Here is a 25,017-nt window from a genome sequence, read left to right as displayed (position 1 = left end):
AGGTGGCTTTTCAATACAAGCGGGTCAGAGGCTATTAGTAGGCCTTGCCAGTCTTGTAGAAGTTCTCGAAGCAGAAGTTGGTCGCGTCGATGTAGCCTTCAGCGCCACCGCAGTCGAAACGCTTGCCCTTGAACTTGTAGGCCATGACGCAGCCGTTTTGGGCCTGCTTCATCAGGGCGTCGGTGATCTGGATTTCACCACCTTTGCCTGGCTCGGTCTGTTCGATCAGGTCGAAAATGTCCGGCGTCAGGATATAGCGGCCGATGATGGCCAGGTTCGACGGTGCATCTTCCGGCTTTGGCTTCTCGACCATGCTGTGAACGCGGTAGATGTCGTCGCGAATCATCTCACCGGCAATCACGCCGTACTTGTGAGTTTCTTGCGGATCGACTTCCTGGATGGCAACGATCGAGCAACGGAACTGCTTGTACAACTTGACCATCTGGGTCAGTACGCCGTCACCTTCAAGGTTGACGCACAAGTCATCCGCCAGTACCACGGCGAAAGGTTCGTCGCCGATCAGCGGACGACCAGTCAAAATGGCGTGGCCCAGGCCTTTCATTTCGGTTTGGCGTGTGTAGGAGAACGAGCAGTTGTCGAGCAGTTTACGGATGCCGACCAGGTATTTTTCCTTGTCGGTGCCCTTGATCTGGTTTTCCAGCTCGTAGCTGATGTCGAAGTGGTCTTCCAGAGCGCGTTTGCCGCGACCGGTGACGATGGAGATTTCGGTCAACCCAGCGTCCAGTGCTTCTTCGACGCCGTACTGGATCAGTGGCTTGTTTACCACCGGCAGCATTTCTTTGGGCATGGCTTTAGTCGCTGGCAGGAAGCGAGTACCGTAACCGGCTGCTGGGAACAAGCATTTCTTGATCATATAAGTCCTTGAAAGGGCTGTGTGTACGAGTTTCGGCGCAGTCTAATCAGGCGGCGTGCACCTTACAATGCCCCGCACTGGCTAACCAATGCCATCATAGAGAAATATTCTCGCGGATAGTTCCCGAGATAGCTCCGCAGCCATTATAGATAGCACAGACCACCAGATCTGCACGGCCACGAATCGCACCACCCTACACCATCAGCACCCGTTGAGCGCATTTGGCGCTATCATTGCGCGATTGAACCAGTCAACGAGGCAGATAGATGTCGGTAGCGAAAAGTGTCAACGGGTTCCTGATCAATCAGGCGAAAGACGGCCAGTGGTGGGTAGACAGTGCCAGCGGCGAGAATATTGCCGGGCCTTTCCCGACCGAGGCGTTGGCGATTGAAGTGGCATCCGTATTGGAGCTCGAACACCCAGCCCCGAAGCGTCGCGGCAAGGACAAGTCCTGAGAAGCACCCGACTCGACCCAAGCCCTGCCTCGCGCAGGGCTTTTTTGTGAATACCTGCAACGAAGTGGCCATTCGCTATAACCTTTTGATGCCAGCGCTGTCACAGGCTCAGCCCCATCATCCTGACGACGACAACGACATGAATAAATTTTTGCCACTGATTGCGGTACTGGCCCTGAGCGGCTGCGCCACTTCCGAAACGACTTACCTGGACAACGGCGAGCAAGGCCTGGCCATCGACTGCTCCGGGGAAGCCAACTCCTGGGCGACCTGCTACGAAAAAGCCGATGCCTCTTGCGCCGGCACCGGCTATCGAATCGTCGGTACCGACGGAACACCTTCGCCCCAGGAAAGCGACAAGACGCTGGGCGTCGACGTCGGTAACTACAAGAACCGCAACGTCGTGGTGGTCTGCAAGTAGGGCACCCTGCCCTACATGTGAATTTCGGCGAACTTGATCCCGAGGCCGCGCACCGTCTCGATCAGATCGTCGAGACGACTGAAGGATTCGACTTCATCGTTTTCATCCACCAGAAAATAACTGCGCCCGGCGCTCTTCTTGAAAAACACGATCCATTCTCCCGAATTCGCCGGATTTTGAATGACGTGGGTGGCAGAGATGTGACCCTCTGCATGGCACTCCCGCACCTGCTCTCGCTTCATGCTCGACTCCAAAAATGACAATGCCGCCAAAGCGCTGCTTTGACGGCATCGGTGCTGACTGGCGACAGTCTATCAGCCGGAAATGCACGCAGTGGCGGCATTGCGTACATCCATTGGGCGCAACGGCACATTGGAGATGCGCTCATGCAACTTGATGCTGCTGCCAGTGGAGCGGTCTTCGATATCAAATACCGCCGCCGGCCCCGAGGAGAATTTCTGCGGCACGATGACTCGCATTCCGTCCTTGTGCGGCTCGACTTGCAGGGCTCCCCGGCTGCTGGCCAGTTTCTCGGTCAGGCATTGCGCGTACTCATGAGGTTTCTTGCCTGAAATCACGCTCATGGTGGGCAGCGACTCATTGATCTCCGAGACACTCGCACAGCCACTCATCGCTAACGCCATAGGCAGGACCAGCACACCCCACTTCATACAACACCTCCGATAAAGACACTCCGACAGTACAAATGCTGTTTTTCTCCGAGGCTTGCTGCGTTTATCGCTCATAGAATTCCGTATAACTCTTTTTAATTGTCAAAGCGGACCCCGACGACCGGATAATAACCCGTTCGGGCTGATAAACTGCGCCAATCGTCCATGCTATCGTTTTGATTTTGTAGAAAAAGCCCTTCTGGAGGCGCCTCATGAAATTTATCCACCAGCGCGAGCACCTCAACGAAGACGACATCGTCGTCATTCAATGCTCCCAAACATGCAACATCCGCTTGATGAACGACGCCAATTTCCGCAGCTTCAAGAATGGCGGCCGCCACACTTACCACGGCGGTGCATTCGACACCTTCCCGGCCCGGATTACTGCACCGAGTACCGGTTTCTGGAACATCACCATCGACACGGTCAACCGTCGGCCGATCAGCGTGACTCGCAAACCGACCCTGACTCACACCATAAAGATCATCCGCCGCTCCAGCTCGAAACTGAGTTGAGTGTCGCCCAAACAAGAGAACCAGGCAGGTATGACCGTGGCCCAAACGACCAAGTACGTCATCAAATACAAACTCAATGGTGAGCGTCGCTTCGAATTTGCCCAGCTTGAAAAAGGCACTGAAGAAGAAGCCAAGGCTGCGCTGGACGCAATTCATGGTTCGAGCGAAGACGTCATCAGCGAAATCAGCGTCAGCAAAGCGCTGTAACGGGATCCGGAGCGACAACCAGGACGTCTGCTCCCCCATCTGAAATTCGACCGCAAGCGCCGGAGTGATCACCCACTCACCGCTCCCTAGACTGGCCACCTCAACCTTTGGTTAAGGAGTCAGAACATGTCTACTTCCTCGATTCGCTTTATCAGTGGCACTTCCAGCCTTGGCGTCTTGCTGCTCGCGTTCAGCGCCGAAGGTCTGTGCGCGCTGCTGCTCGGTGATGACCTGGCAACGCTGGAACGCGATCTTGCGCGGCGCTTCCCCGGAAAACAAACACCGCAGCGCGATGAGGGCTTGATGCCTGCGCTGGAGCAAACCCTGCGCCACCTCGAAGACCCGCGTAGCGCCCTGGATCTTCCACTGGATCTGACCGGCAGCGTGTTTCAACGGCGAGTCTGGGATGCCCTGCGACAAATTCCGGTGGGTGAAACCGCCAGCTACCAGGACATCGCACGACAACTGGGTCAACCCATGGCTTTTCGGGCGGTGGCCAATGCCTGCGGAGCGAACCCGCTGGCGGTGATCGTGCCGTGCCATCGAGTGCTGCGTCAGGATGGCAGCCTTGGCGGCTACCGTTGGGGGCTAGACCGCAAACGGCAACTGCTGGATCGAGAGGCGCAGCGATGAGCGAGCCATTTCTCGATGGACTGGACTGGGCCACACTGGAACAGCAACTCGATCAGGATGGCTGCGTGATCATCAGGTCGCTTTTAAGCCACGAGACGTGCGATGAAATCAGCGCGCTGTATGCCCGCCCCGAATCGTTTCGCTCGCAAGTGGTCATGGCTCGTCACGGCTTTGGCCGTGGCGAGTACAAATACTTCAGGTACCCGTTGCCAGAGGTCGTCGCCCATTTGCGCAGGTCGCTCTACCCTCGACTGGTGCCGATAGCCAATCGCTGGTACGAGCACATGGACCTGCCAACCCGCTTCCCTGAAACGCACGAAGCATTCCTCCACCGCTGCCATGCCGCCGGTCAGGAACGCCCGACGCCGTTGTTGCTGCACTATGGACCGCAGGACTACAACTGCTTGCATCAGGATCTGTACGGCGAGCACGTCTTCCCCCTGCAAGTGGCGATTCTGCTGTCAGAGCCAGACGACGACTTCACGGGCGGCGAGTTCGTGCTGACCGAACAGCGCCCACGGATGCAATCGCGCCCTCAGGTCATCGGCCTTAAGAAAGGTGACGCGCTAATCTTTGCCGTCAACCAACGACCGGTCAAAGGCGTTCGTGGCTATTACCGGGTCACCCTGCGCCACGGCGTGAGTCGCCTGCACAGTGGAAAACGGCATACCCTTGGAATCATCTTTCACGATGCGTTATGAGCCCATGAACCCGACCACCTTCGACTTGTTTACCGACGCGGAACCCGAGCAGCAACCCAGGCTCGATCGGATCGGCGAACAGTCCTTCGTCCTCAGAGGCTTTGCCCTGCCCTGGCTGGATCAGTTGCTGCCCGCACTGGACGCGGTTCTGGCGGCTGCACCGTTTCGACAGATGATCACGCCCGGGGGCTTTACCATGTCGGTAGCCTTGAGCAGTTGCGGCGCGCTGGGCTGGACGACCGATCGCAGCGGTTATCGCTATACCCGCAATGATCCGCAGACCGGTCAACCCTGGCCGAAAATGCCCGACGTGTTTTTCGAACTGGCACAAGCGGCGGCGCGGGAAGCGGGGTTTGCGGATTTCGTGCCTGATTCCTGCCTGATCAACCGTTATGTTCCCGGAGCCAAGATGTCGTTGCACCAGGACAAAGACGAAGTTTCCTACGCTGCGCCCATTGTTTCAGTGTCGCTGGGATTGCCGGCGATGTTCTTGTTCGGCGGCTTCGAGCGCAGCAATAAAAGCCAGCGGGTACCGCTGTTACATGGCGACATCGTGGTCTGGGGCGGTGTGGATCGCTTGCGTTATCACGGCGTCTTGCCGATCAAAGACGGCCAACACCCGCGACTGGGCGAACACCGTATCAACTTCACCTTTCGTACCGCTGGATGAAGCCTTCGAATTCGACCGCAAGACCCGGGGTGCAGCGACCCCGTCGGCTGGTTAATCTGAATAAAACAGGTCAGGACATGAAGCCATGACAAGCCATTCGACAAAGATCGCCACCGAGAATGATCCTCGCTGGGCCGCCGTCGTTGCGCGTGATCCCCGGGCAGACGGACAGTTTGTGTATGCGGTGAAAACAACCGGCATTTACTGTCGCCCCAGCAGCCTGGCGCGATTGCCGAAACCGCAGAACGTTGAATTTTTCGACACCGCCGAGCAGGCGCAGGCGGCGGGTTATCGCCCCAGCAAACGAGCCGCGAAGGATCAAAGCGACGTCGCCGCGCAACATGCCGCGACCGTGGCTGCCGCTTGCCGCCAGATTGAAACCGCGGAAAATCTGCCTGTACTGAGCGAACTGGCCTTTGCTGCCGGCCTCAGCAGCTTTCACTTCCATCGGGTATTCAAAGCGGTTACCGGTCTGACGCCCAAGGGTTATGCCGCCGCGCATCGCTCACGCAGGGTCCGTGAACGTCTAGCGGATGGAGGCTCAGTGACCGACGCGCTGTATGACGCTGGCTTCAACTCCAACAGCCGTTTTTATGAAGCAGCCGATCAACTATTGGGCATGAAACCCGGTGATTACCGCGCAGCAGGCCAGAACAACGACATTCGTTTTGCCGTCGGCCAGTGTTCCCTGGGGGCGATTCTGGTGGCACAGAGTGAACGGGGTGTTTGCGCGATCCTGCTCGGAGATGATCCGCATCAACTGGTCTGCGATCTGCAGGACAAATTTCGGCGTGCGAATCTGATTGGCGCCGACCACGCGTTCGAGCAACTGATCGCCAAGGTGGTTGGTTTTATCGAAGCGCCGGCCCTCGGCCTGGACTTGCCGCTGGATGTTCGCGGCACCGCTTTTCAAGAACGGGTCTGGCAAGCCTTGCGGGAGATTCCCGTTGGCTGCACCGCCAGCTACGCCGATATCGCCCAGCGAATCGGCGCGCCAAAAGCGATGCGCGCCGTGGCTCAAGCCTGCGGCGCGAACACTCTGGCGGTGGCGATTCCATGCCACCGCGTGGTGCGCAGCGACGGCAACCTGTCGGGCTATCGCTGGGGTGTGGAACGCAAACGGCAATTGCTGGAGCGTGAAGCCCGGTAATCAGCGGTTCACATCCACCACAACCCGCCCGCGCAATTGCCCCGCGAGCAACCGTGGAGCGGCGTCGATCGCTTCACTCAAACCGATTTCGTGGCTGATCAACGGCAGCAAGGCGAAGTCGAGATCCTTGGCCAGACGATTCCAGGCCTGTACTCGCTTGGCTTTCGGTTGGGTCACGCTGTTGATCCCGGCCAGGGTCACGCCGCGCAAAATGAACGGTGCGACTGAGGCCGGGAAGTCCATGCCTTGTGCCAGGCCACACGCGGCAACAGTGCCGTTGGCCTTCGTGCTGGCACAGGCGTTGGCCAGGGTGTGACTGCCGACCGAGTCGATAACCGCCGCCCAACGTTCCTTGGCCAAGGGTTTGCCCGGCTCGGACAGCGTGGCGCGGTCAATGATTTCGCTGGCGCCCAGTTGCTTGAGGTAATCGTGCTCGGAGGTTCGGCCGGTGGACGCGACCACCCGATAGCCAAGCTTGCTCAGCAGTGCGATGGCGAAACTGCCTACACCGCCATTGGCGCCGGTGACCAATACTTCGCCCTGATCGGGCGTCACGCCGTTATGTTCCAGCGCCAGGATGCTCAGCATCGCCGTGTAACCCGCCGTGCCGATGGCCATCGCTTGCGCCGCGGTGAATGCCTTGGGTAGTGGAATCAGCCAGTCGCCGTTCAAACGAGCCTTCTGCGCCAGTCCGCCCCAATGTCCTTCGCCAACACCCCAGCCATTGAGTACGACCTGATCACCGACCTTGTAGTCCGGATGCCCACTGACTTCGACAGTGCCAGCCAGATCGATCCCCGGCACCATCGGGAATTTTCGCACCACCGGGCTGCTGCCGGTGATCGCCAGGCCATCCTTGAAATTCAGCGTGCTGTACGCCACACGCACCGTCACATCGCCCTCGGGCAGTTGATCTTCATTGATCTCTTGCAGTGTGGCCCGGTACCCGCTGTCGTCTTTGTCGATCAAAATGCCTTTGAACATCGCTGCCTCCTAATGGAATCACTCAGTTGTGGTGCAATTGAAATAACACATAGCAACATTTCGTCGTACTCGACTTTAAGCCAAGAGTGGCACACAAACTGAAAACTCGACTGGCCCCGCGCCCGCCATTGCTGATACAAATCCGGTTCTACCGTCCCTGCCCTGTTATGACGTCGGAGAACCTTTCAAATGAGCAAATGGCCAGACACCCGCATTCTTGACCTGCTTGGCATTGAGCTGCCGATCATCCAGGCGCCCATGGCCGGCGCGACCGGTTCGGCCATGGTTATCGCAGCCAGTAACGCCGGCGGCCTGGGCTCGATGCCCGCCGCCATGTTGAGCATCGATCAGTTGCGCGAGGAGCTGAAAACGATTCGCCAGCACACTCAGCGCCCGATCAACATCAACTACTTCTGCCATCAGCCACCCGCCGCCGATGAGCAACGTGCTCGAGACTGGAAGAATCTGCTGGAACCTTACTACCGGGAACTTGGCGTGGACTTCGACGCGCCGACGCCGGTGTCCAATCGAGCGCCGTTCGATAATGCGGCCTGCGAAGTGATCGAAGAGTTTCGCCCCGAAGTCGTGAGTTTCCACTTCGGCCTGCCGGAAAAGTCCCTGCTGGATCGCGTGAAAGCCACTGGAGCGAAAGTGCTCTCGTCGGCCACCACCGTCGAAGAGGCCATCTGGCTCGAGCAACATGGCTGTGACGCGATCATCGCCATGGGGTACGAAGCCGGTGGCCATCGGGGCATGTTTCTCAGTGATGATCTGAGCAGCCAGGTGGGCATCTTTGCGCTGGTGCCGCAGATCGTCGACGCGGTGAAAGTGCCGGTGATTGCCGCCGGCGGTATTGCCGATGCACGAGGCGTCGCGGCAGCTTTCCTGTTGGGGGCTTCGGCGGTGCAAGTGGGCACGGCGTACTTGTTCACGCCAGAGGCCAAGGTCAGCGCGTCTCATCACAAGGCGTTGCGCACCGCCAAGGAAAGTGAGACAGCCGTCACTAACATTTTCACCGGACGCCCGGCGCGTGGAATTCTCAATCGGGTGATGCGCGAACTCGGGCCGATGAGCGCCAAAGCACCGGCCTTCCCGCTCGCGGGTGGTGCGCTGATGCCGTTGCGGGCCAAGGGGGAAGCGGATTTCAGCAATCTCTGGGCGGGTCAGGCATTCACCCTGTGCGTTGAAATGACCACGGCTGAACTGACCCGGAAGCTGGCAGATGAAGGGTTGGCGAAGTTGGTGGGTCGGTAACGCACGTCCGCGTGGCCTCAACAACGCGCATCCGACACGTTCCGTTTGCAGGCATTTCGCTATATATTCCGCTATATAGCGTTTTACCCCCTCGCTGCACTTGCCTACAACGGAGCCGTTTCATGACCATTCGTGCCTCACGTTTTGCCCCCACCTGCCTGGCAACCCTGCTCGCAGTGTTGGCTTTCGGGTCCGCCCAGGCGGACGAAGTCCAGGTTGCCGTCGCCGCCAACTTCACTGCACCCATTCAGGCGATCGCCGCCGATTTCGAAAAAGACACCGGGCATAAACTGGTCGCCGCCTATGGTGCAACCGGCCAGTTCTACACCCAGATAAAGAATGGCGCTCCGTTCGAAGTGTTCCTCTCGGCGGACGACACCACGCCGCAAAAACTCGAAACCGAAGGCGACACGGTCAAAGGTTCGCGCTTCACTTACGCCGTCGGCACGCTGGCGCTATGGTCGGTGAAGGAAGGTTACGTCGATGCCAAGGGCAAAGTGCTGAGCGACAACCAGTATCAACATCTGTCCATTGCCAACCCGAAAGCGGCGCCTTATGGTCTGGCCGCCACTCAGGTGCTGGCCAAGCTGGACCTGACTGACAAAGTCAACGCCAAGATCGTTGAAGGCCAGAACATCACCCAGGCCTACCAATTCGTCTCCACCGGCAACGCCGAACTCGGTTTTGTGGCCTTGTCGCAGATCTACAAAGACGGCAAAGTCACCAGCGGTTCGGCCTGGATCGTTCCGGCCAACATGCACGAGCCGATCAAACAAGACGCGGTGATCCTCAACAAAGGCAAGGACAACCCGGCTGCCAAGGCGCTGGTTGACTACCTCAAAGGTCCGAAAGCCGCCGCTGTCATCAAATCCTACGGTTACCAACTCTAAATGACGCTATCGAGTGCCGACTTTTCCGCCATCTGGCTGACCCTGGAACTGGCGTCGCTGACGACAGTCATCCTGCTGGTCATCGGCACTCCGATTGCGTTATGGCTGTCGCGCACCCGCTCGTGGTTGCGCGGCCCGGTCGGGGCGATCGTCGCCCTGCCCCTGGTACTGCCGCCGACGGTGATTGGCTTTTACCTGTTGCTGGCGCTCGGCCCTAACGGGTTTGTCGGCCACTTCACCCAGTCACTGGGGCTCGGCACCCTCACGTTCAGTTTTGCAGGTCTGGTGATCGGCTCGGTGCTCTACTCGATGCCGTTCGTGGTCCAGCCACTGCAAAACGCTTTTTCTGCCATCGGTACTCGCCCATTGGAGGTGGCCGCGACCTTACGCGCCAATCCCTGGGACACGTTTTTTAGCGTGATCCTGCCGCTGGCCCGCCCCGGCTTCATCACCGCTGCCATTCTCGGTTTCGCCCACACCGTCGGTGAATTCGGCGTGGTGCTGATGATCGGTGGCAACATTCCTGACAAAACCCGCGTGGTCTCGGTGCAGATCTACGATCACGTCGAAGCCATGGAATACGCCCAGGCCCATTGGCTGGCCGGGGCGATGCTGGTGTTCTCCTTTGTTGTGTTGCTGGCGCTCTACTCCAGCCGTAAAACCAAAGCGGGCTGGAGCTGATCAATGATTCATACGCGTCTGAAACACAGGTATTCGGAGTTCGCCCTGGAGGTGGATCTGCAATTGCCCGGCCGCGGAGTCACTGCACTTTACGGTCATTCCGGTTCAGGCAAGACCACCTGCCTGCGCTGCATCGCCGGCCTGGAGAAGGCCGAGCAGGGTTTCATCCAGGTCAACGATGAAGTCTGGCAGGACAGCGACAAGAAGATTTTCGTACCGCCACACAAACGTGCGCTGGGTTACGTCTTCCAGGAAGCCAGCCTGTTTCCCCATCTGTCGGTGCTGGCCAATCTGGAGTTCGGCCTCAAGCGCATTCCTCGCCAGCAACGTCGGGTCGACATGGCCCACGCGACTGAACTGCTCGGGATCGGCCACTTGCTGGATCGCCATCCGCAGAATCTTTCGGGCGGTGAACGCCAGCGCATCGGCATCGCCCGCGCCCTGCTCACCAGCCCCAAACTGTTGCTGATGGACGAGCCGCTGGCGGCCTTGGATAGCCAGCGCAAAAACGAAATCCTGCCGTACCTGCAGCGACTGCACGATGAGCTGGACATCCCGGTGCTGTACGTCAGCCACTCGCAGGATGAAGTCGCGCGGCTGGCCGACCACCTCGTCTTGCTCAGTAACGGCAAGGCGCTGGCCAGCGGCACTATCGGCGAAACCCTGGCCCGTCTCGACCTGCCCTTGGCGCTGGGCGACGACGCCGGCGTGGTGATCGAGGGGCGCGTCAGTGCCCATGACGCCGACTACCAGTTGCTGACCCTGCAACTGCCCGACACCACCCTGAACATTCGAGTGGCTCATTCACCGATGGCCGCGGGCCAGGCGCTGCGCTGCAAGGTTCAGGCACGAGATGTCAGCCTGAGCCTGCAAAGCGTCGAGCAAAGCAGCATCCTCAATCGCCTGCCGGTCACCGTGATCAGTGAAATGGGCGCGGACAACGCCGCCCACGTGCTGATCCGTCTGGACGCTGGCGGCACACCGCTGCTGGCGCGGATTACCCGTTACTCCCGGGACCAATTGGGCGTGCACCCTGGCCAGCAACTCTGGGCACAGATCAAGGCGGTGGCGGTGCTGGCATAAATCCGCTGGCACCACTGCAATGGCGTGCGGTCAATGGCTGTAACGGCCCCCTGATCCGTCGCCAAGGACTACCGCCATGCCCGATATCGCGCTGCCCGATGTGCTGCCATCCGACCTGCATTACGTCGATGACACCCAGCCCGGCATCACCCGCAAGAAACTGCGCGGCACGTTCTGCTATTACGACCCTGCGGGTCAGCGCATCACCGATCAAGATGAGATCAAACGCATCAACGCCCTCGCCGTGCCCCCGGCCTACACCGATGTGTGGATCTGTGCCGACCCGCGCGGTCACCTGCAAGCCACCGGCCGTGATGCCCGAGGTCGCAAGCAATACCGTTATCACCCGCGCTGGCGAGAAGTGCGCGATGCCGACAAATACTCGCGCCTGCGGGACTTCGGCCTGGCCCTGCCGAAACTGCGCAAACAGCTTGAAGCACTGCTGGCGGCTCCCGGTTTCAGCCGCGACAAGGTCATGGCCACGGTCATCACCTTGCTCGATGCGACGCTGATCCGGGTCGGCAACACGCAGTACGCTCGGGACAACCGCTCCTACGGCCTGACTACCCTGCGCAACCGTCACGTCGAGGTCAACGGCAGTGCGATCCTGTTTCAGTTCCGCGGCAAGAGCGGCGTCGAGCATCAGATCACCGTGAAGGACCGGCGCCTGGCGCGGATTATCAAACGCTGCCTGGAAATTCCCGGGCAAAACCTGTTTCAGTATCTGGATGAAAACGGTGAGCGGCACACCGTCAGTTCCTCCGACGTCAACGCCTACCTGCAAACCCTCACTGGCGCCGACTTCACTGCCAAGGATTACCGCACCTGGGCCGGCAGCGCGTTGGCGTTGGCGGTTTTACGGAAACTGCAGTGGGAGCCCGAGTCGGATGCGAAACGGCATGTGGTGGAGATGGTCAAGAACGTTGCCAAACAACTGGGTAACACCCCGACAGTCTGCCGCAAGTGCTACATCCACCCGGCGGTGCTCGATGGTTTTCTTCTGGGTGCGTTGGCTGAGCTGCCCAGGCCACGAGCGCGCAAAGGGCTCAGGGCAGAGGAAGTCGGGCTGGCGGTGTTTTTGGAGATGAGGGTCGCAACGGCTGAGGCGACGAACTGACCTGTCTATTTTTTGCATGATCGCAAATGGCTTCTATAGTTGTTCTGAACACAATTAGCTGCGGTGACGCCATGGAAGACATTTTCGTTGTGAAGCGTTGCAACAAGATCATCATTCATGGCCGCCGAGCCGGAGAAACCAGCCATCCACCACCGGACGCCGCCGTCTGGTATCGCATCGCCGATACTCGAACCCACGGCTTCATCGGTGACGGTTTCGCTCGTGAAGAAGACGCCCAACATGAATGCTGGCATTTAAATGCCAGGTCACAAGTGACGGCCCGACAAGGCTAAGGTCACCTGCCTTTTACGGGTCTATACTGAGAAAGCTGAAGGAACAGCGACCCCATCGGCAGAAAGCTCGCTCCCAGCGGGCTTTTTGTTGCCAAATACAGGTTTCTTGAACGGAGGTGTTTGCCATGTCCGAAAAAGAGTCCATCACCACTCTGCTCACCCTGCTCGACTCCCGTCAGGCTCGCCTGGCAGCGGCGTGCAAGGAAATCGCCGACTGGGTCGATCATCAAGGCGGTCACCCGACGGCCCTCAGAATTCGTGATCGTCTGAACGACATCGAGAAAGACGCGCCACTGATTCGCAATACGCTGTCGTCGCTCAAACCTGTCGACCCGCCCCTGCCGCGGTTCAGATGATTCGATCTGGACACCCTCAAGGACACGGCCTGATTCAGGACGCATGAACGGCGACATTGTCGTCACCGTATGCGTCCTTGCCTGATCGCTTCCTGGTACATCCCCAACCCGGCCTCTGGCGCTGGGCTTTTTTATGGCTGCGCAATCCATTTCACACGGTGTTCACATCCCAGGCCCTACTTTGACCGGACTCCTTTGAAGAATCCCCTGGCCCGCCCGCACGCGGGCCTTTTTTTGCGCATTACGCAGGCAACGAACGTCCCCATACGCTGGAGGTCAAACGATTACACGTCACCAAGGAGACGTCTGATGGTTACTCACTTCAAAGTCGGCGGGCATCTGGCCTGCGGCCACAAAGGCAGCAAACTCGTTTCAACCAGCGAACTTACCCGGGTGAAATGCAGAAGCTGCCGCAGCACCGACGCGTTCAAGGATGCGCGCAAAGACCAGCGCAACGCTGCACGCCGCGCCGCACGCAAAGCCAAAGTTACGCACACGGCCAATGACTGGCGTGCGGCTTGGGTCGAACGGCTCACCGCCATGGAAGGACTGCAACGATTGCCTCGTGGTTTTACCGGTCAGCCTTTCGTTTAGCTGACAACTTCGGCGGCTGAATCGAACTCACTCGATCCGGCCGCTGACGCCATGAGCTCGCGCTTCCGATTGAGATAACGGGTGTGCGTTAGTTCGATGATTTTCAACTAATGCACACTGTATTTATTATTGGTTTTCTTGCTTGTTTCATCGACTAGCCAAACTGAAGCACCGTCGCTGTGCACGGTATTGCATTCCTTTCCATATGCTTTATAAGTCACACAGATCACGTCACCGCCACCGTCCAATTACCTTTAGCCTCTGGATAATCAGCAATTTTAATTAACGCTGCTCCACCAGGACTCAGGGTTTCCGAGAATGGTTCCCCCTTGGCGGTTTTGCTTTTGAGGACACGACCAATCAACACCTGGTGAATTTCATCCCCGCTTAATTGCTTCGCTCCTGCAGGAACGGGGGTATGAGCATCGTTAGGTGTCTGTGGCCCGGAAGAACATCCAGACAGGAATAACGCTACAGCAATGGCAGTCAGCAACTAACTCATAACTTCCACCTCTTTATCATTTTTATATTCAGACAACGCAACTTTTAAGATTAGATAACCCCAAACTCATCAATATATTTTTTGACGATAAGATCAATAGCGGCGTCAGCGAGGTGCGCACCATCGCCATGCATTTTTTGGCGGCAAACAGATTCCTCGACTAGGGTTCTATCGAACCAAAATTGCGCCGACGGTGTTGGCGGGCACCCATCAAGGAGGGGACAAATGGCATCAATTCGTGAGACCGAGCAAACCTATCGCGCCTGGTCCAGCCCAATCTTGCTTGAACTCAAGGAGAGAGAACACCAGCTGGACGCTGCAGCCCGCCAGGCCCTTCAAAATGTCTTGGTGGAGAGAAGGCTTGTCAATACCGGCAATCCTTCTGGCGATGATCGACGAGAGGCTAATCCAGCGACTGACGGCCGGCATCAATAGCTGTGGCCAACAAAATAGCAGACCAGAAACAAACAAGGGTTTGCATCAGCTTTCGCTCGCAAACCCTTGATTTAAGATGGTGCCCGATGCCGTATCGAATGTTGTACCCGTCAGATCTGCGCTCTGCCGCCATCGACGAATAGTTCGATTCCCGTGACGAAACTGGAATCATCCGAGGCAAGGAATAGCGCGGCTTTGGCAATCTCCTCTGGAAAGCCCATGCGTCCCATCGGGATGGTGGATACGATACTCGCAATAGCCTCGGGAGGCTGCTGGTCCACCAAAGGTGTTTCGGTCGGACCCGGACTCAGCACGTTTGAGCGGATGCGGCGGTCCTTCAACTCGATGGTCCAACCTCGCACGAAATTGCGGATGGCAGCCTTGGTCGCGCCGTAAACCCAGAAAGCAGCTGTCCCTTTGGCGCTGGCGACCGAGCCCGTGAGAATGATGGAGGCGCCGTCATTCAATAGCGGGAGGGCCTTCTGGACTGTGAACAGCGTTCCCTTCACGTTGACGTTAAACAGCTTGTCAAAATGTTCCTCGGTGATGCTGCCCAAGGCGCACAACTCAGCCAGGCCGGCATTGGCGAAGACGACGTCGATTCGGCGCCCTTCTGCCTTGACGGTTTCGTAGAGTCGATCAAGGTCAGCCAAATTGGAGACGTCTCCCTGGATGCCGGTAACATTGTCCCCAATGGCTTTCACCGCGTCGTCAAGCTCCTTCTGACGACGGCCAGTAATGAAGACGTAGGCCCCCTCTTCGACGAAGAGCTTCGCCGCAGCGAAGCCTATTCCTGTGGTGCCACCCGTAATGACCGCCACTTTTCCCAGTAATTTACCCACAGCTGTTACTCCTGTTGATGATGAAGCTATACCAACAATTTCATGGCGGCATCGACGAGGTCGCCCCTCAAATCAGCCGATTCAGCCATTGGGCCGGTGACGTACGCGCCATTGATGAGCAGCGCTAGTTGAGACGCGACGCGGCTGGGATCAGCAACGCCAAGCCTGGCAACGATGGTCGCAAGTCTCACCCGCAATTCGTCCTTATTACCCCGTGCGATGACCCGGCCGGGATGGTTGTCGTCAGGAAACTCCGTCATCAGGTTCAGGAGCGGACAGCCGCGATAATCGGGGCTCCCGATCCGCTCCACTATTCTAGACAGAAGCGCCTCCAGCAAGGCGCGCGGGTCATCAGCGTGCAACTCCTCAGTGCGATCCCACCACGCCCAGAACAACCGATTTTTTTCGGCGGCGAAAGCGGCGATCAAATCGTCCTTGGAGCCAAACAGGCGATAGAGGCTCGTCTTTGACACGCCGGATTGCTCGACGATCGTGTCAACACCGATGGCGCGGATGCCCTCACGGTAGAACAACTCGCTCGCCGTCGTAAGGATACGCTCGCGCGCACTGACTTCGCCTTTTGGCGGGGCACCCCGCCGGGGTCGGGCTTCTGACTTCATATCCGTTTCATATCCGCACGCTCCGCTTATTCCGATTTTCTGATTGACAAAGTAACAGACCTGTCATCAACTCACAAATAACTAACAGGTCTGTAACTTAATGGAGTGCGGCCATGCGTGCGATCGAGGCGGAAACCTTTTCGGGCTATGACGGGTTGCGGCAGGTTGAATTACCCAAGCCGCAACCGGCGCAGGACCGGGTGCTGGTCCGCGTGACGGCCGCCGGCGTCACGCCGCTCGAATACACGGTCTTGTCGGATGGACACCCTCGGGCCAAGGCGCCGCTGGTGCTCGGCAATGAGGGCGTGGGTGTCATTGAGGACGCAGGCGACTCCGGGCTCGCGGTGGGAGGCCGCGTGATGTTCACGGGACCCTATGGCGTTGGTGAGAATGGCACGTGGCAAGAATGGCTGCTGGTGAGACCTGAGCATCTGGCGCTTGTGCCCGACGCGATCGACGATGTCGTCGCGGCCAGCATTCCGGTGGCCTATCTGGCCGCGCAGATCACACTGACACAGGCCGGATTCGCGCCGGGCAAGACGGTGCTGGCTCCTGGAATTGGCGGGTCGGTCGGCAACGCGACCTATCAACTCGCGCGGGCACAGGGCGCCGGCAAGGTGATCTCGACGGCGGGCAGCGCGGCCAAAGCGGCCAGGGCACGCGAGCTTGGCTTCGAAGACGTGATTGACCTCACCACGGAAGGCCTCGCCGACGGTGTTCGCCGAATAACGGCCGGCAAGGGCGTCGATATCGTCATCGATAGCATCGGCGCAAGTGTGACCAGCGAGGCGCTAAGTAGCCTTAGTCTCGGCGGCGTCTTGGTGACCGATATGACAAGCGGATATTTGCAGATCCCACGCGCGCCTTCTCCATTGGTGCGATCGACGTGCCTTGGCCGAAGCGGGTCAGGCGATGAGCGGACGAGGTTTCCTCGACGCGATGCAACCATGAGGAGAACGTTATGTTGAGTTGGCAAGTGGGCTCAGTGAAAATAACCTGTGTGGTCGAGATCGTGATCCCTTTTCCCGGTGGCACCCTCCTGCCCGAGGCGACGCCGGAGGCGCTAAAAGCCAGCTCCTGGCTCTTCCCGCACTTCGCCACGGAGGATGGCACCCTCATCGCGTCCGTCCAGGCGCTGTTAGTGGAGGCGCCGGGGCTGAGGCTGGTGGTTGACACCTGCCTCGGCAATGACAAGCCGCGCAATATGACGGGTGGAAATCCACTGGCGACGCCGTTCCTGCAACATCTGGCGGATGCGGGCTGGGAACCAGACAGTGTGGACTTCGTGGTCTGCACCCACCTGCACGTGGATCATGTGGGCTGGAACACCATGTGGGTAGATGGCAAGTGGGTCGCGACTTTCCCCAAGGCGCGCTACCTGATCGGCAAGCGCGAATTCGAGCACTGGAGCAACGAAGGCGACGATGAGCAGCAGGCGGTCATGGGAGACAGCGTGCGGCCGATCTTCGACGCCGGCCTGGTCGACCTGGTTGAGATGGATCACTGCATCTCGCCTGAGGTGCGCCTGACGCCAACCCCCGGGCACACGCCGGGCCATGTCAGCGTGATGATCGAATCGCAAGGGCAGAACGCGGTAATTACCGGCGACGTAACCCACCATCCTTGCCAAATGGCGCACCCCGACTGGGCGACGAGCTTCGACAGCGACGCCCAAGTCGCGGTGGTCACTCGCGCGAAGATGTTCGCCGAGTGGGCCGACCAGCCAATTCTGGTTATCGGCACCCACTATGCCGCGCCGACGGCTGGCCACGTGAAGCGTGACGGAGCGGCGTTCTGGTTCGAAGTTTAGAACCGGGCGCTTTCGTCTACCTCACACGCTAAGGAAAATTAATCCGGCGTGTTTCATAGAAATTTTTCAGGAAGGCAAAAAATGAATCCATCCTTGAGCTCCGTAAACGTTGCCGTGCTAGACGACTACCAAGGTGTAGCGACGAGTTTCGCCGACTGGTTGAAGGTTAGCGATCGAGCCAGCATTACAGTTTTCCGCGACCACCTGGCGGACGAAGACGCATTGGCTGAGCGGTTGGCACCATTTGATGTCGTGTGCATCATGCGCGAACGAACCCCGATGTCGGGATCGTTGCTCAAGCGCCTTCCAAAATTGAAGCTAATCGCGTCCACCGGGCCCGTGAACGCATCGATCGACCTGGCCGTTGCTGCGGAACGCGGCATCACCATCGCGCACACTAGCTATACCTCCGCGCCAACCATCGAACTGACATGGGCCCTCATTCTCGCGAGTGTCCGTCATATTTCGTCCGAAGCTGCGTCGGTGCGTGCTGGCGGTTGGCAGCACACCATCGGCGACGATCTGGCCGGGAAGACCTTGGGCATTCTGGGCTTGGGAAGGGTTGGGACAGCGGTCGCGAAGGTCGGACTCGCATTTGGCATGGACGTGATTGCCTGGAGCCAGAATCTGACCTCAGACGTAGCCGCGGCCGCTGGGGCTCGACGGGTGTCGAAGGAGGAATTATTGCGCTCGGCTGACGTGATTTCGATCCACATGGTGTTGGGTGCGCGCACGATTGGACTGATCGGCGCGGAGGAGTTTGCGTTGATGAAACCATCGGCTCGACTCATAAATACTTCGCGTGGCCCTCTCGTGGTCGAGGCTGCGCTCTTGCATGCGCTCGCCAATAACCTGATAGCTGGGGCCGCTATCGACGTCTACGATGTCGAGCCTCTGCCGCAAGATCATCCCTATCGACATGCCGAAAACCTGCTTGCCACTCCTCATATCGGGTATGTCGCACGCGGTCTCTACGAGCGCTTTTATCAAGACTGCGCCGCTAACATCAACGCATGGCTTGATGGAAGATGAGCGGAGCCGATAAGACATTTCGACTCCTACCAAATAACGTCTTGGAATATCACGGAGACACTCATGCCACGACTCATCAAATTTGCTCGCGCTGGCGGACCCGAAGTCCTTGAATTCATCGAGACGGAAGTTCCCGTCCCCGCCCCGCACGAAGTGCGCATCAAGGTCAAGGCAATCGGCCTCAATCGCGCCGAGTCCATGTGGCGCAACGATAAATATGTTGAACGCGTAATCTTCCCGGCAGGTCTCGGCTACGAGGCGGCTGGTATTGTCGATGCCGTGGGCAGCGACGTCACTGACTTCGCCACCGGTGACATCGTCAGTACAATTCCAGCCTTCTCGATGAACAAATATTCCACCTACGGTGAAGTCATTGTCGCCCCCGACGACGCCGTAGTGAAACACCCGGAAACGCTCTCATTTGTCGAGGCGGCGTCGGTGTGGATGATGTTCATCACCGCTTACGGCGCGCTTGTCGTGGACGCCGATGTGACCAAGGGCGACTTCGTCATCATCCCCGCGGCGTCAAGCAGCGTCGGTTTGGCGGCGATTCAAATCGCGAACTACGCCGGCGCGACCCCCATCGCGCTGACGCGCACCTCGGAAAAGACGCAGCGGTTGCTTGAGGTCGGTGCAGCGCATGTCATTGCGACCCAGGAGCAAGACATGGCCGCCGAAGTGATGCGCATCACGGACGGCAAAGGCGCGCGCGTCGTTTTCGATCCCATTGGCGGCCCAGACTTTCCCAAGTTGTTCGCCGCGCTGGCCGACCGCGGCACCGTTTACATCTACGGCGTCCTGAGCGAGGGCGACACTCCGATACCTGTGTTGGAGATGATCCGTACGATGCCCACCGTAAAGGGATACAGCATTCGCCTCGTACTGGGCGACATGGCCCGCCGGAAGGCGGCGGTGGAGTATGTCGTCAAGGGCCTCGCGAGCGGCGCCCTCAAGCCGGTGATCGATCGCACATTCGCGTTCGACGAGATGGTGCAGGCACACCGTTACCTGGAGAACAGCGGGCAATCCGGTAAGATCGTTGTCACCGTTTGAGCGGCCACGCTCGCCCTCCCCCTCCCCTGTCGCTGGTGTGCCGTTCCGTTCAACCTCGAGGGCCACACCGTCTATGGAGGCGAAGATCGCAGCTGTTTCGTCACCGGCTCTCATGGACCGGAAATGCAAGCGCTCATTCGCCTGCTTGAGGAGCGCGGTGTTGAAACCACCTCAGCGAAGTTGCTCAGCCCTGGGACCGCCATCACCCAGGAAATACTGCGTCTCGTCGCCACGTCAGACTTCATTGCCGTGGCCCTAGGCGCACGAGGTCGAGACAATGCAATCTTCGAACTCAGCGTCGCCCGGGGACAGGGCAAGCCGGCGTTCGTCGTTCTGACCGCCGAAGCCTTCGGGCTCGGGCGGGGGCGCGCTCAGCGCTCGCCCAACAGGGGATAGCCCGTCTCGCCGACCTCGATGCGAACGAGCTTCGCATCCTGGAGGGCGCCCTCATGCGGCACGATGAACCCGCCGTCGGTAGAGACGTAAAGCGCCTCCTTGTCGCCAGCAGCCGTCCCGAACGCGCAGGCGGTAGAGCCCACCACCCCCTGGTCTGGACCGGCGATCGTTGTGCGTTCGCCCGAGGCGTCGATGCGCACCACCGTCTGGGCGACGTGGGTGGTGACGTAGAGGGATCCGGATGCGCCAAAGGCAATGTCGTCCGAGACGATTTCCGTGCAGAACACAGACAGCGGCCCGGCCGAGCCATCGCTGAGGATTGGTGCCTGCAGGATCTCATAACTCGCCGACACGGTGATCCAGGCTATGCTGCCGCGGATCTTGATGCCATTGGCGCCGGGGTAGAACGTACCGGCGGGCCCGATCCGCTCGTCTTCCAGCCAGGTCGACCAGGCGCCTGGCCGACGCATGTCGACGGCGAGGATGCGGTTCGTGTTGCTCTCACAGACCAGCAGCTGACTCCCGTTCGGATGGACCGCACAGCCGTTCATGAAGGTCGCGTCGGGAATTTCAGCCCACTGTTCAACCTCGCCCTTCGGGCTGACCTTCCAGATGAAGCCCGGCGACGTACGCATCGTGCCGCCTGTCACCCAAAGCGCGCCCTCTGCGTCAAGCGCCAAGCCCATCGGCGGCGCTGGCAAGTCGGCGAACACGGCGGTCCCGCCGGTCGCCGGATCGTAGCGGTCAAGCCGGCTCTGCGAATGGACTGTCACGAACACCGTCCCGTCCGGCGCAACGGCGAGATTCTCGACAAAGGCAGGCGCGGGCCAGCTGGCGACGACGCGGAACGGCGCGGGCTTGAGGTCTCCGCCGTGGTGCGTTCCGGTGGGCGTAAAATCGATCTCGGACATTTCGGTTACCTTCACGAGGCTTTGGCGGCGCGGCCCCAGGCCAATCAGGCTCGCGACCGAAGCAAGACCTTCGAGCCTTGCGCCGGGCGCTAGCGGACGTAGATGTCGGTGAGGGTCAGGAGAACGCCGGCAACCTCGTCCTCCGCCGTCCTAGGCCTCACCTGCTTGCGTCATGCGGGAAGCGGTCGCCGAACATGGGCAATCCGCTCTTCGATTGGGCTTTCGTCGCCTCGTCCTGGAGTACGTCCCAATGCTCGGCCAGCGCGCCGTTCTCGATCCTCACCACGTCGGCGGCCACCCACGCCGCGGGCCCTCCGTGACCCGAAAAGCGGCCGTGGACGATGACGTAGTCGCCCTCCGCCAGAATGAGACCGTGCTCGTAGCGCAGGTTGTCGGGAAGGCTGCGGACAAGCCCGAACAGCCCCTCGCGACCGGGTTCGATGTGGGCGCTGTGCTGGATATATTTGTCGGACCAGAAGCGGGATGCCGCGTCGTAGTCGCGCTTGTTGAACAGCGTGTCGAATGCTTCGATCACGAGTGTCTTGTTTTGCTCCGGTGTGGTTCTGATCATGATGCGAGGTCCTTAGCTTTTCGAGGGTATAGCGATCTGAAGTAACCCGGCGCGCGTCATCACGCCCGCGCCGAGGTCGAGCCCGCGCAGTCCTTCGTCGGAATCCAAATCATTTGCGGATCACTAGGTTGGTGTAGTCGAGAATGAAGGACGTACGCCCTGACAGGACGGGACCCTCCGGCGTGCGCCTCACAACGCGCCGCAAAGTCGGAAAGACGAGTCCGTCTATCGTTACTTGGTCATAACAGTAGTGCGCTGCAACGCCGCCGAGCACGTCTGTGACGTAGTCGAGCCGTCTCAGCATGAAGTCGTCGCCGAAATAGAGCTTTTGCACCTTCGTGTGCGCAGGCAGGTCGTCCGGATAGGTCACCTCGAGCACGCGCCAGGTTTCGAGGCCTTCGACGTGTGCCTCGAGCTCTCGCATGGCAAAGCCCGTCCGAGCAAAGAGGAAAGGAGCCGTCAGATAGTTCCAGAGCGCGTAGCCGAGAAAGTAGGTCAGGTGCAGGCGATCCCAGGGCGTTTCGCGCACGTGCCCCGCAAAGGCCGCGCGCGGATCGGAGCGCTCTTCGACGACCGTGCCGTCACGGCGTTCGATCCAGACCCGATTGGGGGTGAAGATCCACCGATCATCGGATTCATCGCCTAGCCTCTGAAAGACGGTCCGAGGTGTCGCAACGTCCACTGATGCCGAAGGCCGGCGATGACCCGGATATCCCTTAAGATCCAGCAGCCCGCCGGAGAAGTTGAACGTCACATCGATCGCACGAACGGTGTGCCAGCGGTCGAGGCCGCCATGCGCTGCGATAACGGAACTAAAGAGATCGGTCATGATTCGCTACTCCTTCAATATCGCGTCCGGTGTACCGGTGGAGTCCAACGTCATGGAAAGTCATGAGTCCAGGAACATCTCGGCGTGCGCCACGAAGAGCTCCGGAACCTGGAATAACGCGCCATGGCCCGCATCTGGATAGATGATCAATTGGGCGTCTGGGATGTTCTGAGATAGCGTGAAGGAGTTGATGGTCGGGACCATGATGTCGTTGTCGCCGTTCACGACAAGGGTCGGCTGTTTGATGGACTTGAGTTCCGCAAAACGTTCGCCACGAGGTTGACCCCACTCGGTGAGAGCCGCCCGTTGCGCCGCCATTGTTTGCGCCGATGTGGGCGGGTCGACGTCTTCCTTTCGCACATGCCGTCGTACCCAGAAGGCCCTTGCTCCCGCTTGGCTCGTTTCAGACGGGCGAAAGAACAGGTAAAGAAACGCCTCGATCGGGACCGCGCCGGTCTTCGGATCGGTCAAGGCGCCGTACTCACCGTATTTCGAATCCTGCGACGGCTCACCCGAGCGCGGCCCGGTGCCGGCGAGTATGAGACGGCGGATCAGCTGGGGACGGCGGAGCGCAAGCGTCTGCGCGATGTATCCCCCGATTGAGAAGCCCGGCAGATCGATTTGCGCAAGTCCGAGGGCGTCGATGAAATCGGCGGCGTGGTCGGCCATCGCATCGATCGTGTCCGGGGTCTCTCCGGTCGACGCGGCGACCCCCGCATTGTCGAACAGAATGACGGGCCGATGTTCCGCAAAGCCGTCGGTGACCATGGGATCCCAGTGGTCCATTCCGCCCCGAAAATGCTGCAAGAAAACGAGCGGCACGCCGCCGTCCGTGCCAAATCGGCGATAGGCGAAGCGGATGCTGTTGGCCTCTACGAACTGAGTCAGCACGGTCTGGTGGCTGTACTGGGTCATTGAAATGCCTCAGCGGATCATTGGCGGTCCGGTCCATTGCTCATTGCGTGCACGATCATTTTCGCTATAGCCCACTCGCTGGCAAAATAGCCTTCGTGCTTGGGAATGCCGTCGTCGATGTCTCTGACGCGGTGTTCATAAAACATGTGCGCTTGCGGTGCCGGAAGCAGTTCCGGTTGCTCGAACCTGGCAGCCCGTACGAACAAGAGGACGTGGTTCCGTCCGAAGCCCCACGTTTCGATGAAGGGCTCTGCGCACTTTCTGCAGCAACCGCGACTGAGGTTCGGCGGGGGGAAGCGAAACTCCTTGTACTTCTTGTAGTTGATCCAGTCTTCGTTTTTCACGACAGCCCAGGACGCCGGAACGATCATCATGTCCGCGTAAGCGTCTCCGCTGAAGGCCTGGCAGATCGTGCAGTGGCAGCTGAAGCGAACCGTCGGTGCCTGCTTCGCTTCGACGACGCATGTCCCGCAATCGCAGGTTGCCCGCATCGCGTAGGTCCGATCGTTGGCCAAGGCCGCTCCTATTCCCGTATCCATACCGATCACAGTAGGCTTGCGTAGCGCCCGCGAACAATACTTTGTAAGCTGAGGGGCATACCTATCAGGCGTGGAATGGTTATGGAATTAAGGCACCTGCGTTATTTCATAGCTGTGGCCGAGGAAGGCTCTCTGACAACGGCTGCCGAGCTCCGGCTCCGCACCTCACAGCCTTCGCTGAGCCGGCAGATTCGCGACCTGGAGTCCCAGGTCGGGGTCGATTTGCTGTTTCGCAGCGTTCACGGTGTCGAGTTGACTGCGGCAGGCAAGGCCTTTCTCGACCATGCCCGGCTCGCGCTGGCGCAAGTCGATGCCGCAGTGGAGGCGGCGCGCGGAGCCGCACGGCCAGCAAGAAAGACCTTCGCCATCGGCTTCCAGACAGGTCACGAGATGAACTGGCTCCCGCAGGCTATGCGTGTGCTGCGCGATGAGTTGAAGAGCATCCAGGTCACGGTCACGAGCGACTATTCGCCCGACCTCGCCGAGGCGTTATTCCGCGGCCGGCTCGACGTAGCCTTCCTCCGTGTCGAGCCCGCCTTCGACCTGGCCTACGCGGTGGTGGACCACGAGCCGCTGATCGTCCTGATGCCAAGTGACCACCGTCTCACCAGTCGCGAAGCGATTCACCCGCGGGAATTTATCGGCGAGATTTTCATCGGCGGTTCGAACAAAGCCTCAGTGCTGCGCGCCGTGACCGAGGACTATCTGCACCGCTTCGGGCTCGACATCAAACTGGATCACGGCGTGGACAGCACGACCATGGCCAGCTCCCTGGTTGCGACCACCCGCGGGTTGGCGCTAATGCCCGCCTATGCGAAAGATCTGTTGCCGCCGTCCGTTGACTGGCGTCCGCTGGAGGGTGAGGCGCCGACGATCGACCTCGCGGTCGGCTACAGCAAGTCGAACACCTCGCCGATTCTCAAGCTGTTCCTGTCGCGGCTCGACGAACTGATGGCGCCGAACCAGAAGCACTGACGCCACGGATTACTTTTCTGATCTTTTGTCAGCAACCC

35 protein-coding genes are annotated in these 25,017 nt (G+C 59.4%); 23 read left to right on the top strand and 12 right to left on the bottom strand.

The window, feature by feature from the left end; genetic code table 11:
- Positions 1-34 precede the first annotated feature (34 nt).
- Positions 35-874, bottom strand: coding sequence for a UTP--glucose-1-phosphate uridylyltransferase GalU (gene galU / locus ACYZT5_RS06660; RefSeq protein ID WP_010460715.1), 840 nt, complete (start codon positions 872-874; stop codon positions 35-37).
- A 266-nt stretch (positions 875-1,140) separates the two neighbouring features.
- Here galU and ACYZT5_RS06655 point away from each other — a divergent pair, with 266 nt between their 5' ends.
- On the top strand, positions 1,141-1,329 hold the full coding sequence (locus ACYZT5_RS06655) for a hypothetical protein (protein ID WP_033055162.1): 189 nt from the start codon (positions 1,141-1,143) through the stop codon (positions 1,327-1,329).
- Positions 1,330-1,468: 139 nt separating this feature from the next.
- Positions 1,469-1,750, top strand: coding sequence for a hypothetical protein (locus ACYZT5_RS06650; RefSeq protein ID WP_462050365.1), 282 nt, complete (start codon positions 1,469-1,471; stop codon positions 1,748-1,750).
- An 11-nt stretch (positions 1,751-1,761) separates the two neighbouring features.
- Here the strand turns inward: ACYZT5_RS06650 and ACYZT5_RS06645 are convergent, their stop codons facing one another.
- Together ACYZT5_RS06645 and ACYZT5_RS06640 are read right to left on the bottom strand one after the other, a co-directional pair.
- A complete protein-coding gene (locus ACYZT5_RS06645; protein WP_462034801.1) occupies positions 1,762-1,992 on the bottom strand; it encodes a hypothetical protein in 231 nt (76 codons plus the stop codon).
- Between the two features lie 72 nt (positions 1,993-2,064).
- A complete protein-coding gene (locus tag ACYZT5_RS06640) occupies positions 2,065-2,421 on the bottom strand; it encodes a hypothetical protein (RefSeq protein WP_462050364.1) in 357 nt (118 codons plus the stop codon).
- A 212-nt stretch (positions 2,422-2,633) separates the two neighbouring features.
- Between ACYZT5_RS06640 and ACYZT5_RS06635 the strand changes: the two genes are divergently transcribed.
- The 6 genes from ACYZT5_RS06635 to ada all read left to right on the top strand — a co-directional run bounded on the left by ACYZT5_RS06635 (position 2,634) and on the right by ada (position 6,297).
- Complete coding sequence (locus ACYZT5_RS06635; RefSeq protein ID WP_462001102.1) at positions 2,634-2,936, top strand: DUF1883 domain-containing protein; 303 nt, start codon at positions 2,634-2,636, stop codon at positions 2,934-2,936.
- A gap of 30 nt (positions 2,937-2,966) precedes the next feature.
- Entirely contained in the window at positions 2,967-3,143 is a 177-nt protein-coding gene (locus tag ACYZT5_RS06630; protein ID WP_282375787.1) for a hypothetical protein, read from the top strand.
- Between the two features lie 126 nt (positions 3,144-3,269).
- Positions 3,270-3,776: a methylated-DNA--[protein]-cysteine S-methyltransferase gene (locus ACYZT5_RS06625; RefSeq protein WP_462050363.1), complete on the top strand. Its 507-nt coding sequence runs from the start codon at positions 3,270-3,272 to the stop codon at positions 3,774-3,776.
- Positions 3,773-4,477 (top strand): 2OG-Fe(II) oxygenase, encoded by a 705-nt coding sequence (locus ACYZT5_RS06620; RefSeq protein ID WP_462050362.1) that lies wholly within the window; start codon positions 3,773-3,775, stop codon positions 4,475-4,477. Before ACYZT5_RS06625 ends, ACYZT5_RS06620 begins: the two co-directional genes overlap by 4 nt.
- Positions 4,467-5,147: a DNA oxidative demethylase AlkB gene (alkB, locus tag ACYZT5_RS06615; protein ID WP_462050361.1), complete on the top strand. Its 681-nt coding sequence runs from the start codon at positions 4,467-4,469 to the stop codon at positions 5,145-5,147. Before ACYZT5_RS06620 ends, alkB begins: the two co-directional genes overlap by 11 nt.
- Before the next feature lie 85 nt (positions 5,148-5,232).
- Positions 5,233-6,297, top strand: a complete 1,065-nt coding sequence (gene ada, locus ACYZT5_RS06610) for a bifunctional DNA-binding transcriptional regulator/O6-methylguanine-DNA methyltransferase Ada (protein ID WP_462050360.1) — start codon at positions 5,233-5,235, stop codon at positions 6,295-6,297.
- Here the strand turns inward: ada and acuI are convergent, their stop codons facing one another.
- Positions 6,298-7,281, bottom strand: a complete 984-nt coding sequence (gene acuI, locus ACYZT5_RS06605) for an acrylyl-CoA reductase (NADPH) (protein ID WP_462050359.1) — start codon at positions 7,279-7,281, stop codon at positions 6,298-6,300.
- Between the two features lie 189 nt (positions 7,282-7,470).
- Here acuI and ACYZT5_RS06600 point away from each other — a divergent pair, with 189 nt between their 5' ends.
- The 8 genes from ACYZT5_RS06600 to ACYZT5_RS06565 all read left to right on the top strand — a co-directional run bounded on the left by ACYZT5_RS06600 (position 7,471) and on the right by ACYZT5_RS06565 (position 13,549).
- Complete coding sequence (locus tag ACYZT5_RS06600; RefSeq protein ID WP_462050358.1) at positions 7,471-8,535, top strand: NAD(P)H-dependent flavin oxidoreductase; 1,065 nt, start codon at positions 7,471-7,473, stop codon at positions 8,533-8,535.
- A gap of 122 nt (positions 8,536-8,657) precedes the next feature.
- The gene (gene modA, locus ACYZT5_RS06595; RefSeq protein ID WP_462050356.1) at positions 8,658-9,425 is read left to right on the top strand and encodes a molybdate ABC transporter substrate-binding protein; all 768 of its coding nucleotides are present in this window, start codon (positions 8,658-8,660) and stop codon (positions 9,423-9,425) included.
- Positions 9,426-10,106 carry a molybdate ABC transporter permease subunit gene (gene modB, locus ACYZT5_RS06590; protein WP_462050355.1) on the top strand — a complete coding sequence of 227 codons (681 nt, stop codon included), beginning with the start codon at positions 9,426-9,428 and terminating at the stop codon, positions 10,104-10,106.
- Between the two features lie 3 nt (positions 10,107-10,109).
- Positions 10,110-11,189, top strand: coding sequence for a molybdenum ABC transporter ATP-binding protein (gene modC / locus ACYZT5_RS06585; RefSeq protein ID WP_462050354.1), 1,080 nt, complete (start codon positions 10,110-10,112; stop codon positions 11,187-11,189).
- A 76-nt stretch (positions 11,190-11,265) separates the two neighbouring features.
- Positions 11,266-12,306: a DNA topoisomerase IB gene (locus tag ACYZT5_RS06580; protein WP_462050353.1), complete on the top strand. Its 1,041-nt coding sequence runs from the start codon at positions 11,266-11,268 to the stop codon at positions 12,304-12,306.
- 71 nt (positions 12,307-12,377) lie between these two features.
- The gene (locus ACYZT5_RS06575; protein WP_462050352.1) at positions 12,378-12,599 is read left to right on the top strand and encodes a hypothetical protein; all 222 of its coding nucleotides are present in this window, start codon (positions 12,378-12,380) and stop codon (positions 12,597-12,599) included.
- Positions 12,600-12,724: 125 nt separating this feature from the next.
- Positions 12,725-12,955, top strand: a complete 231-nt coding sequence (locus tag ACYZT5_RS06570; RefSeq protein ID WP_010460746.1) for a hypothetical protein — start codon at positions 12,725-12,727, stop codon at positions 12,953-12,955.
- 309 nt (positions 12,956-13,264) lie between these two features.
- A complete protein-coding gene (locus ACYZT5_RS06565) occupies positions 13,265-13,549 on the top strand; it encodes a hypothetical protein (RefSeq protein WP_462050351.1) in 285 nt (94 codons plus the stop codon).
- 226 nt (positions 13,550-13,775) lie between these two features.
- On the opposite strand, the gene ACYZT5_RS06560 is transcribed toward ACYZT5_RS06565, so the two are convergent.
- Positions 13,776-14,042 carry a hypothetical protein gene (locus ACYZT5_RS06560; protein ID WP_462050350.1) on the bottom strand — a complete coding sequence of 89 codons (267 nt, stop codon included), beginning with the start codon at positions 14,040-14,042 and terminating at the stop codon, positions 13,776-13,778.
- 234 nt (positions 14,043-14,276) lie between these two features.
- On the opposite strand from ACYZT5_RS06560, the gene ACYZT5_RS06555 reads away from it, so the two are divergent.
- Complete coding sequence (locus ACYZT5_RS06555; RefSeq protein ID WP_462050349.1) at positions 14,277-14,486, top strand: hypothetical protein; 210 nt, start codon at positions 14,277-14,279, stop codon at positions 14,484-14,486.
- A gap of 110 nt (positions 14,487-14,596) precedes the next feature.
- Here ACYZT5_RS06555 and ACYZT5_RS06550 read toward each other — a convergent pair whose 3' ends face one another.
- The gene (locus ACYZT5_RS06550; RefSeq protein WP_462050348.1) at positions 14,597-15,328 is read right to left on the bottom strand and encodes an SDR family oxidoreductase; all 732 of its coding nucleotides are present in this window, start codon (positions 15,326-15,328) and stop codon (positions 14,597-14,599) included.
- Between the two features lie 26 nt (positions 15,329-15,354).
- Complete coding sequence (locus tag ACYZT5_RS06545; protein WP_462050347.1) at positions 15,355-15,948, bottom strand: TetR/AcrR family transcriptional regulator; 594 nt, start codon at positions 15,946-15,948, stop codon at positions 15,355-15,357.
- A gap of 113 nt (positions 15,949-16,061) precedes the next feature.
- On the opposite strand from ACYZT5_RS06545, the gene ACYZT5_RS06540 reads away from it, so the two are divergent.
- The 5 genes from ACYZT5_RS06540 to ACYZT5_RS06520 all read left to right on the top strand — a co-directional run bounded on the left by ACYZT5_RS06540 (position 16,062) and on the right by ACYZT5_RS06520 (position 20,239).
- Positions 16,062-16,916, top strand: a complete 855-nt coding sequence (locus ACYZT5_RS06540; RefSeq protein ID WP_462050346.1) for a quinone oxidoreductase family protein — start codon at positions 16,062-16,064, stop codon at positions 16,914-16,916.
- On the top strand, positions 16,910-17,758 hold the full coding sequence (locus ACYZT5_RS06535; protein ID WP_462050345.1) for an MBL fold metallo-hydrolase: 849 nt from the start codon (positions 16,910-16,912) through the stop codon (positions 17,756-17,758). Before ACYZT5_RS06540 ends, ACYZT5_RS06535 begins: the two co-directional genes overlap by 7 nt.
- 81 nt (positions 17,759-17,839) lie before the next feature.
- On the top strand, positions 17,840-18,790 hold the full coding sequence (locus ACYZT5_RS06530) for a D-2-hydroxyacid dehydrogenase family protein (RefSeq protein WP_462050344.1): 951 nt from the start codon (positions 17,840-17,842) through the stop codon (positions 18,788-18,790).
- Positions 18,791-18,853: 63 nt separating this feature from the next.
- Positions 18,854-19,843, top strand: a complete 990-nt coding sequence (locus ACYZT5_RS06525) for a zinc-dependent alcohol dehydrogenase family protein (RefSeq protein WP_462050343.1) — start codon at positions 18,854-18,856, stop codon at positions 19,841-19,843.
- Between the two features lie 123 nt (positions 19,844-19,966).
- Entirely contained in the window at positions 19,967-20,239 is a 273-nt protein-coding gene (locus ACYZT5_RS06520; protein WP_462050342.1) for a hypothetical protein, read from the top strand.
- Here ACYZT5_RS06520 and ACYZT5_RS06515 read toward each other — a convergent pair.
- The 5 genes from ACYZT5_RS06515 to ACYZT5_RS06495 all read right to left on the bottom strand — a co-directional run bounded on the left by ACYZT5_RS06515 (position 20,215) and on the right by ACYZT5_RS06495 (position 23,980).
- Entirely contained in the window at positions 20,215-21,150 is a 936-nt protein-coding gene (locus ACYZT5_RS06515; protein WP_462050341.1) for an SMP-30/gluconolactonase/LRE family protein, read from the bottom strand. The two genes, ACYZT5_RS06520 and ACYZT5_RS06515, sit on opposite strands and share 25 nt — an antisense overlap.
- 157 nt (positions 21,151-21,307) lie before the next feature.
- A complete protein-coding gene (locus tag ACYZT5_RS06510; protein WP_462050340.1) occupies positions 21,308-21,721 on the bottom strand; it encodes a nuclear transport factor 2 family protein in 414 nt (137 codons plus the stop codon).
- 109 nt (positions 21,722-21,830) lie between these two features.
- Positions 21,831-22,550 (bottom strand): hypothetical protein, encoded by a 720-nt coding sequence (locus ACYZT5_RS06505; protein WP_462050339.1) that lies wholly within the window; start codon positions 22,548-22,550, stop codon positions 21,831-21,833.
- A 60-nt stretch (positions 22,551-22,610) separates the two neighbouring features.
- Positions 22,611-23,465 carry an alpha/beta fold hydrolase gene (locus tag ACYZT5_RS06500; protein ID WP_462050338.1) on the bottom strand — a complete coding sequence of 285 codons (855 nt, stop codon included), beginning with the start codon at positions 23,463-23,465 and terminating at the stop codon, positions 22,611-22,613.
- A 17-nt stretch (positions 23,466-23,482) separates the two neighbouring features.
- A complete protein-coding gene (locus tag ACYZT5_RS06495; protein WP_462050337.1) occupies positions 23,483-23,980 on the bottom strand; it encodes a GFA family protein in 498 nt (165 codons plus the stop codon).
- Positions 23,981-24,085: 105 nt separating this feature from the next.
- Between ACYZT5_RS06495 and ACYZT5_RS06490 the strand changes: the two genes are divergently transcribed.
- Positions 24,086-24,979 (top strand): LysR substrate-binding domain-containing protein, encoded by an 894-nt coding sequence (locus ACYZT5_RS06490; RefSeq protein ID WP_462050336.1) that lies wholly within the window; start codon positions 24,086-24,088, stop codon positions 24,977-24,979.
- The last annotated feature ends 38 nt before the right edge of the window (positions 24,980-25,017 follow it).

It is taken from the genome of Pseudomonas sp. LB3P14, assembly GCF_054898045.1.
Note: the sequence above shows the minus strand (reverse complement) of the source record. Positions and strands in the feature narration are given on the sequence as shown.

Bases quoted from the DNA above. Each gene is read 5' to 3' on its own strand.
- acuI (WP_462050359.1), bottom strand. From the start codon at position 7,281: ATGTTCAAAGGCATTTTGATCGACAAAGACGACAGCGGGTACCGGGCC.
- ACYZT5_RS06540 (WP_462050346.1), top strand. From the start codon at position 16,062: ATGCGTGCGATCGAGGCGGAAACCTTTTCGGGCTATGACGGGTTGCGG.
- ACYZT5_RS06505 (WP_462050339.1), bottom strand. From the start codon at position 22,550: ATGACCGATCTCTTTAGTTCCGTTATCGCAGCGCATGGCGGCCTCGAC.
- ACYZT5_RS06580 (WP_462050353.1), top strand. From the start codon at position 11,266: ATGCCCGATATCGCGCTGCCCGATGTGCTGCCATCCGACCTGCATTAC.
- ACYZT5_RS06565 (WP_462050351.1), top strand. From the start codon at position 13,265: ATGGTTACTCACTTCAAAGTCGGCGGGCATCTGGCCTGCGGCCACAAA.
- modB (WP_462050355.1), top strand. From the start codon at position 9,426: ATGACGCTATCGAGTGCCGACTTTTCCGCCATCTGGCTGACCCTGGAA.
- ACYZT5_RS06500 (WP_462050338.1), bottom strand. From the start codon at position 23,465: ATGACCCAGTACAGCCACCAGACCGTGCTGACTCAGTTCGTAGAGGCC.
- galU (WP_010460715.1), bottom strand. From the start codon at position 874: ATGATCAAGAAATGCTTGTTCCCAGCAGCCGGTTACGGTACTCGCTTC.
- ACYZT5_RS06630 (WP_282375787.1), top strand. From the start codon at position 2,967: ATGACCGTGGCCCAAACGACCAAGTACGTCATCAAATACAAACTCAAT.
- ACYZT5_RS06525 (WP_462050343.1), top strand. From the start codon at position 18,854: ATGCCACGACTCATCAAATTTGCTCGCGCTGGCGGACCCGAAGTCCTT.
- modA (WP_462050356.1), top strand. From the start codon at position 8,658: ATGACCATTCGTGCCTCACGTTTTGCCCCCACCTGCCTGGCAACCCTG.
- ACYZT5_RS06600 (WP_462050358.1), top strand. From the start codon at position 7,471: ATGAGCAAATGGCCAGACACCCGCATTCTTGACCTGCTTGGCATTGAG.
- ACYZT5_RS06570 (WP_010460746.1), top strand. From the start codon at position 12,725: ATGTCCGAAAAAGAGTCCATCACCACTCTGCTCACCCTGCTCGACTCC.
- ACYZT5_RS06555 (WP_462050349.1), top strand. From the start codon at position 14,277: ATGGCATCAATTCGTGAGACCGAGCAAACCTATCGCGCCTGGTCCAGC.
- ACYZT5_RS06635 (WP_462001102.1), top strand. From the start codon at position 2,634: ATGAAATTTATCCACCAGCGCGAGCACCTCAACGAAGACGACATCGTC.
- ACYZT5_RS06640 (WP_462050364.1), bottom strand. From the start codon at position 2,421: ATGAAGTGGGGTGTGCTGGTCCTGCCTATGGCGTTAGCGATGAGTGGC.
- ACYZT5_RS06515 (WP_462050341.1), bottom strand. From the start codon at position 21,150: ATGTCCGAGATCGATTTTACGCCCACCGGAACGCACCACGGCGGAGAC.
- ACYZT5_RS06620 (WP_462050362.1), top strand. From the start codon at position 3,773: ATGAGCGAGCCATTTCTCGATGGACTGGACTGGGCCACACTGGAACAG.
- modC (WP_462050354.1), top strand. From the start codon at position 10,110: ATGATTCATACGCGTCTGAAACACAGGTATTCGGAGTTCGCCCTGGAG.
- ACYZT5_RS06575 (WP_462050352.1), top strand. From the start codon at position 12,378: ATGGAAGACATTTTCGTTGTGAAGCGTTGCAACAAGATCATCATTCAT.
- ACYZT5_RS06645 (WP_462034801.1), bottom strand. From the start codon at position 1,992: ATGAAGCGAGAGCAGGTGCGGGAGTGCCATGCAGAGGGTCACATCTCT.
- ACYZT5_RS06650 (WP_462050365.1), top strand. From the start codon at position 1,469: ATGAATAAATTTTTGCCACTGATTGCGGTACTGGCCCTGAGCGGCTGC.
- ada (WP_462050360.1), top strand. From the start codon at position 5,233: ATGACAAGCCATTCGACAAAGATCGCCACCGAGAATGATCCTCGCTGG.
- ACYZT5_RS06520 (WP_462050342.1), top strand. From the start codon at position 19,967: ATGCAAGCGCTCATTCGCCTGCTTGAGGAGCGCGGTGTTGAAACCACC.
- ACYZT5_RS06535 (WP_462050345.1), top strand. From the start codon at position 16,910: ATGTTGAGTTGGCAAGTGGGCTCAGTGAAAATAACCTGTGTGGTCGAG.
- ACYZT5_RS06490 (WP_462050336.1), top strand. From the start codon at position 24,086: ATGGAATTAAGGCACCTGCGTTATTTCATAGCTGTGGCCGAGGAAGGC.
- ACYZT5_RS06625 (WP_462050363.1), top strand. From the start codon at position 3,270: ATGTCTACTTCCTCGATTCGCTTTATCAGTGGCACTTCCAGCCTTGGC.
- ACYZT5_RS06655 (WP_033055162.1), top strand. From the start codon at position 1,141: ATGTCGGTAGCGAAAAGTGTCAACGGGTTCCTGATCAATCAGGCGAAA.
- ACYZT5_RS06545 (WP_462050347.1), bottom strand. From the start codon at position 15,948: ATGAAGTCAGAAGCCCGACCCCGGCGGGGTGCCCCGCCAAAAGGCGAA.
- ACYZT5_RS06530 (WP_462050344.1), top strand. From the start codon at position 17,840: ATGAATCCATCCTTGAGCTCCGTAAACGTTGCCGTGCTAGACGACTAC.
- ACYZT5_RS06510 (WP_462050340.1), bottom strand. From the start codon at position 21,721: ATGATCAGAACCACACCGGAGCAAAACAAGACACTCGTGATCGAAGCA.
- alkB (WP_462050361.1), top strand. From the start codon at position 4,467: ATGCGTTATGAGCCCATGAACCCGACCACCTTCGACTTGTTTACCGAC.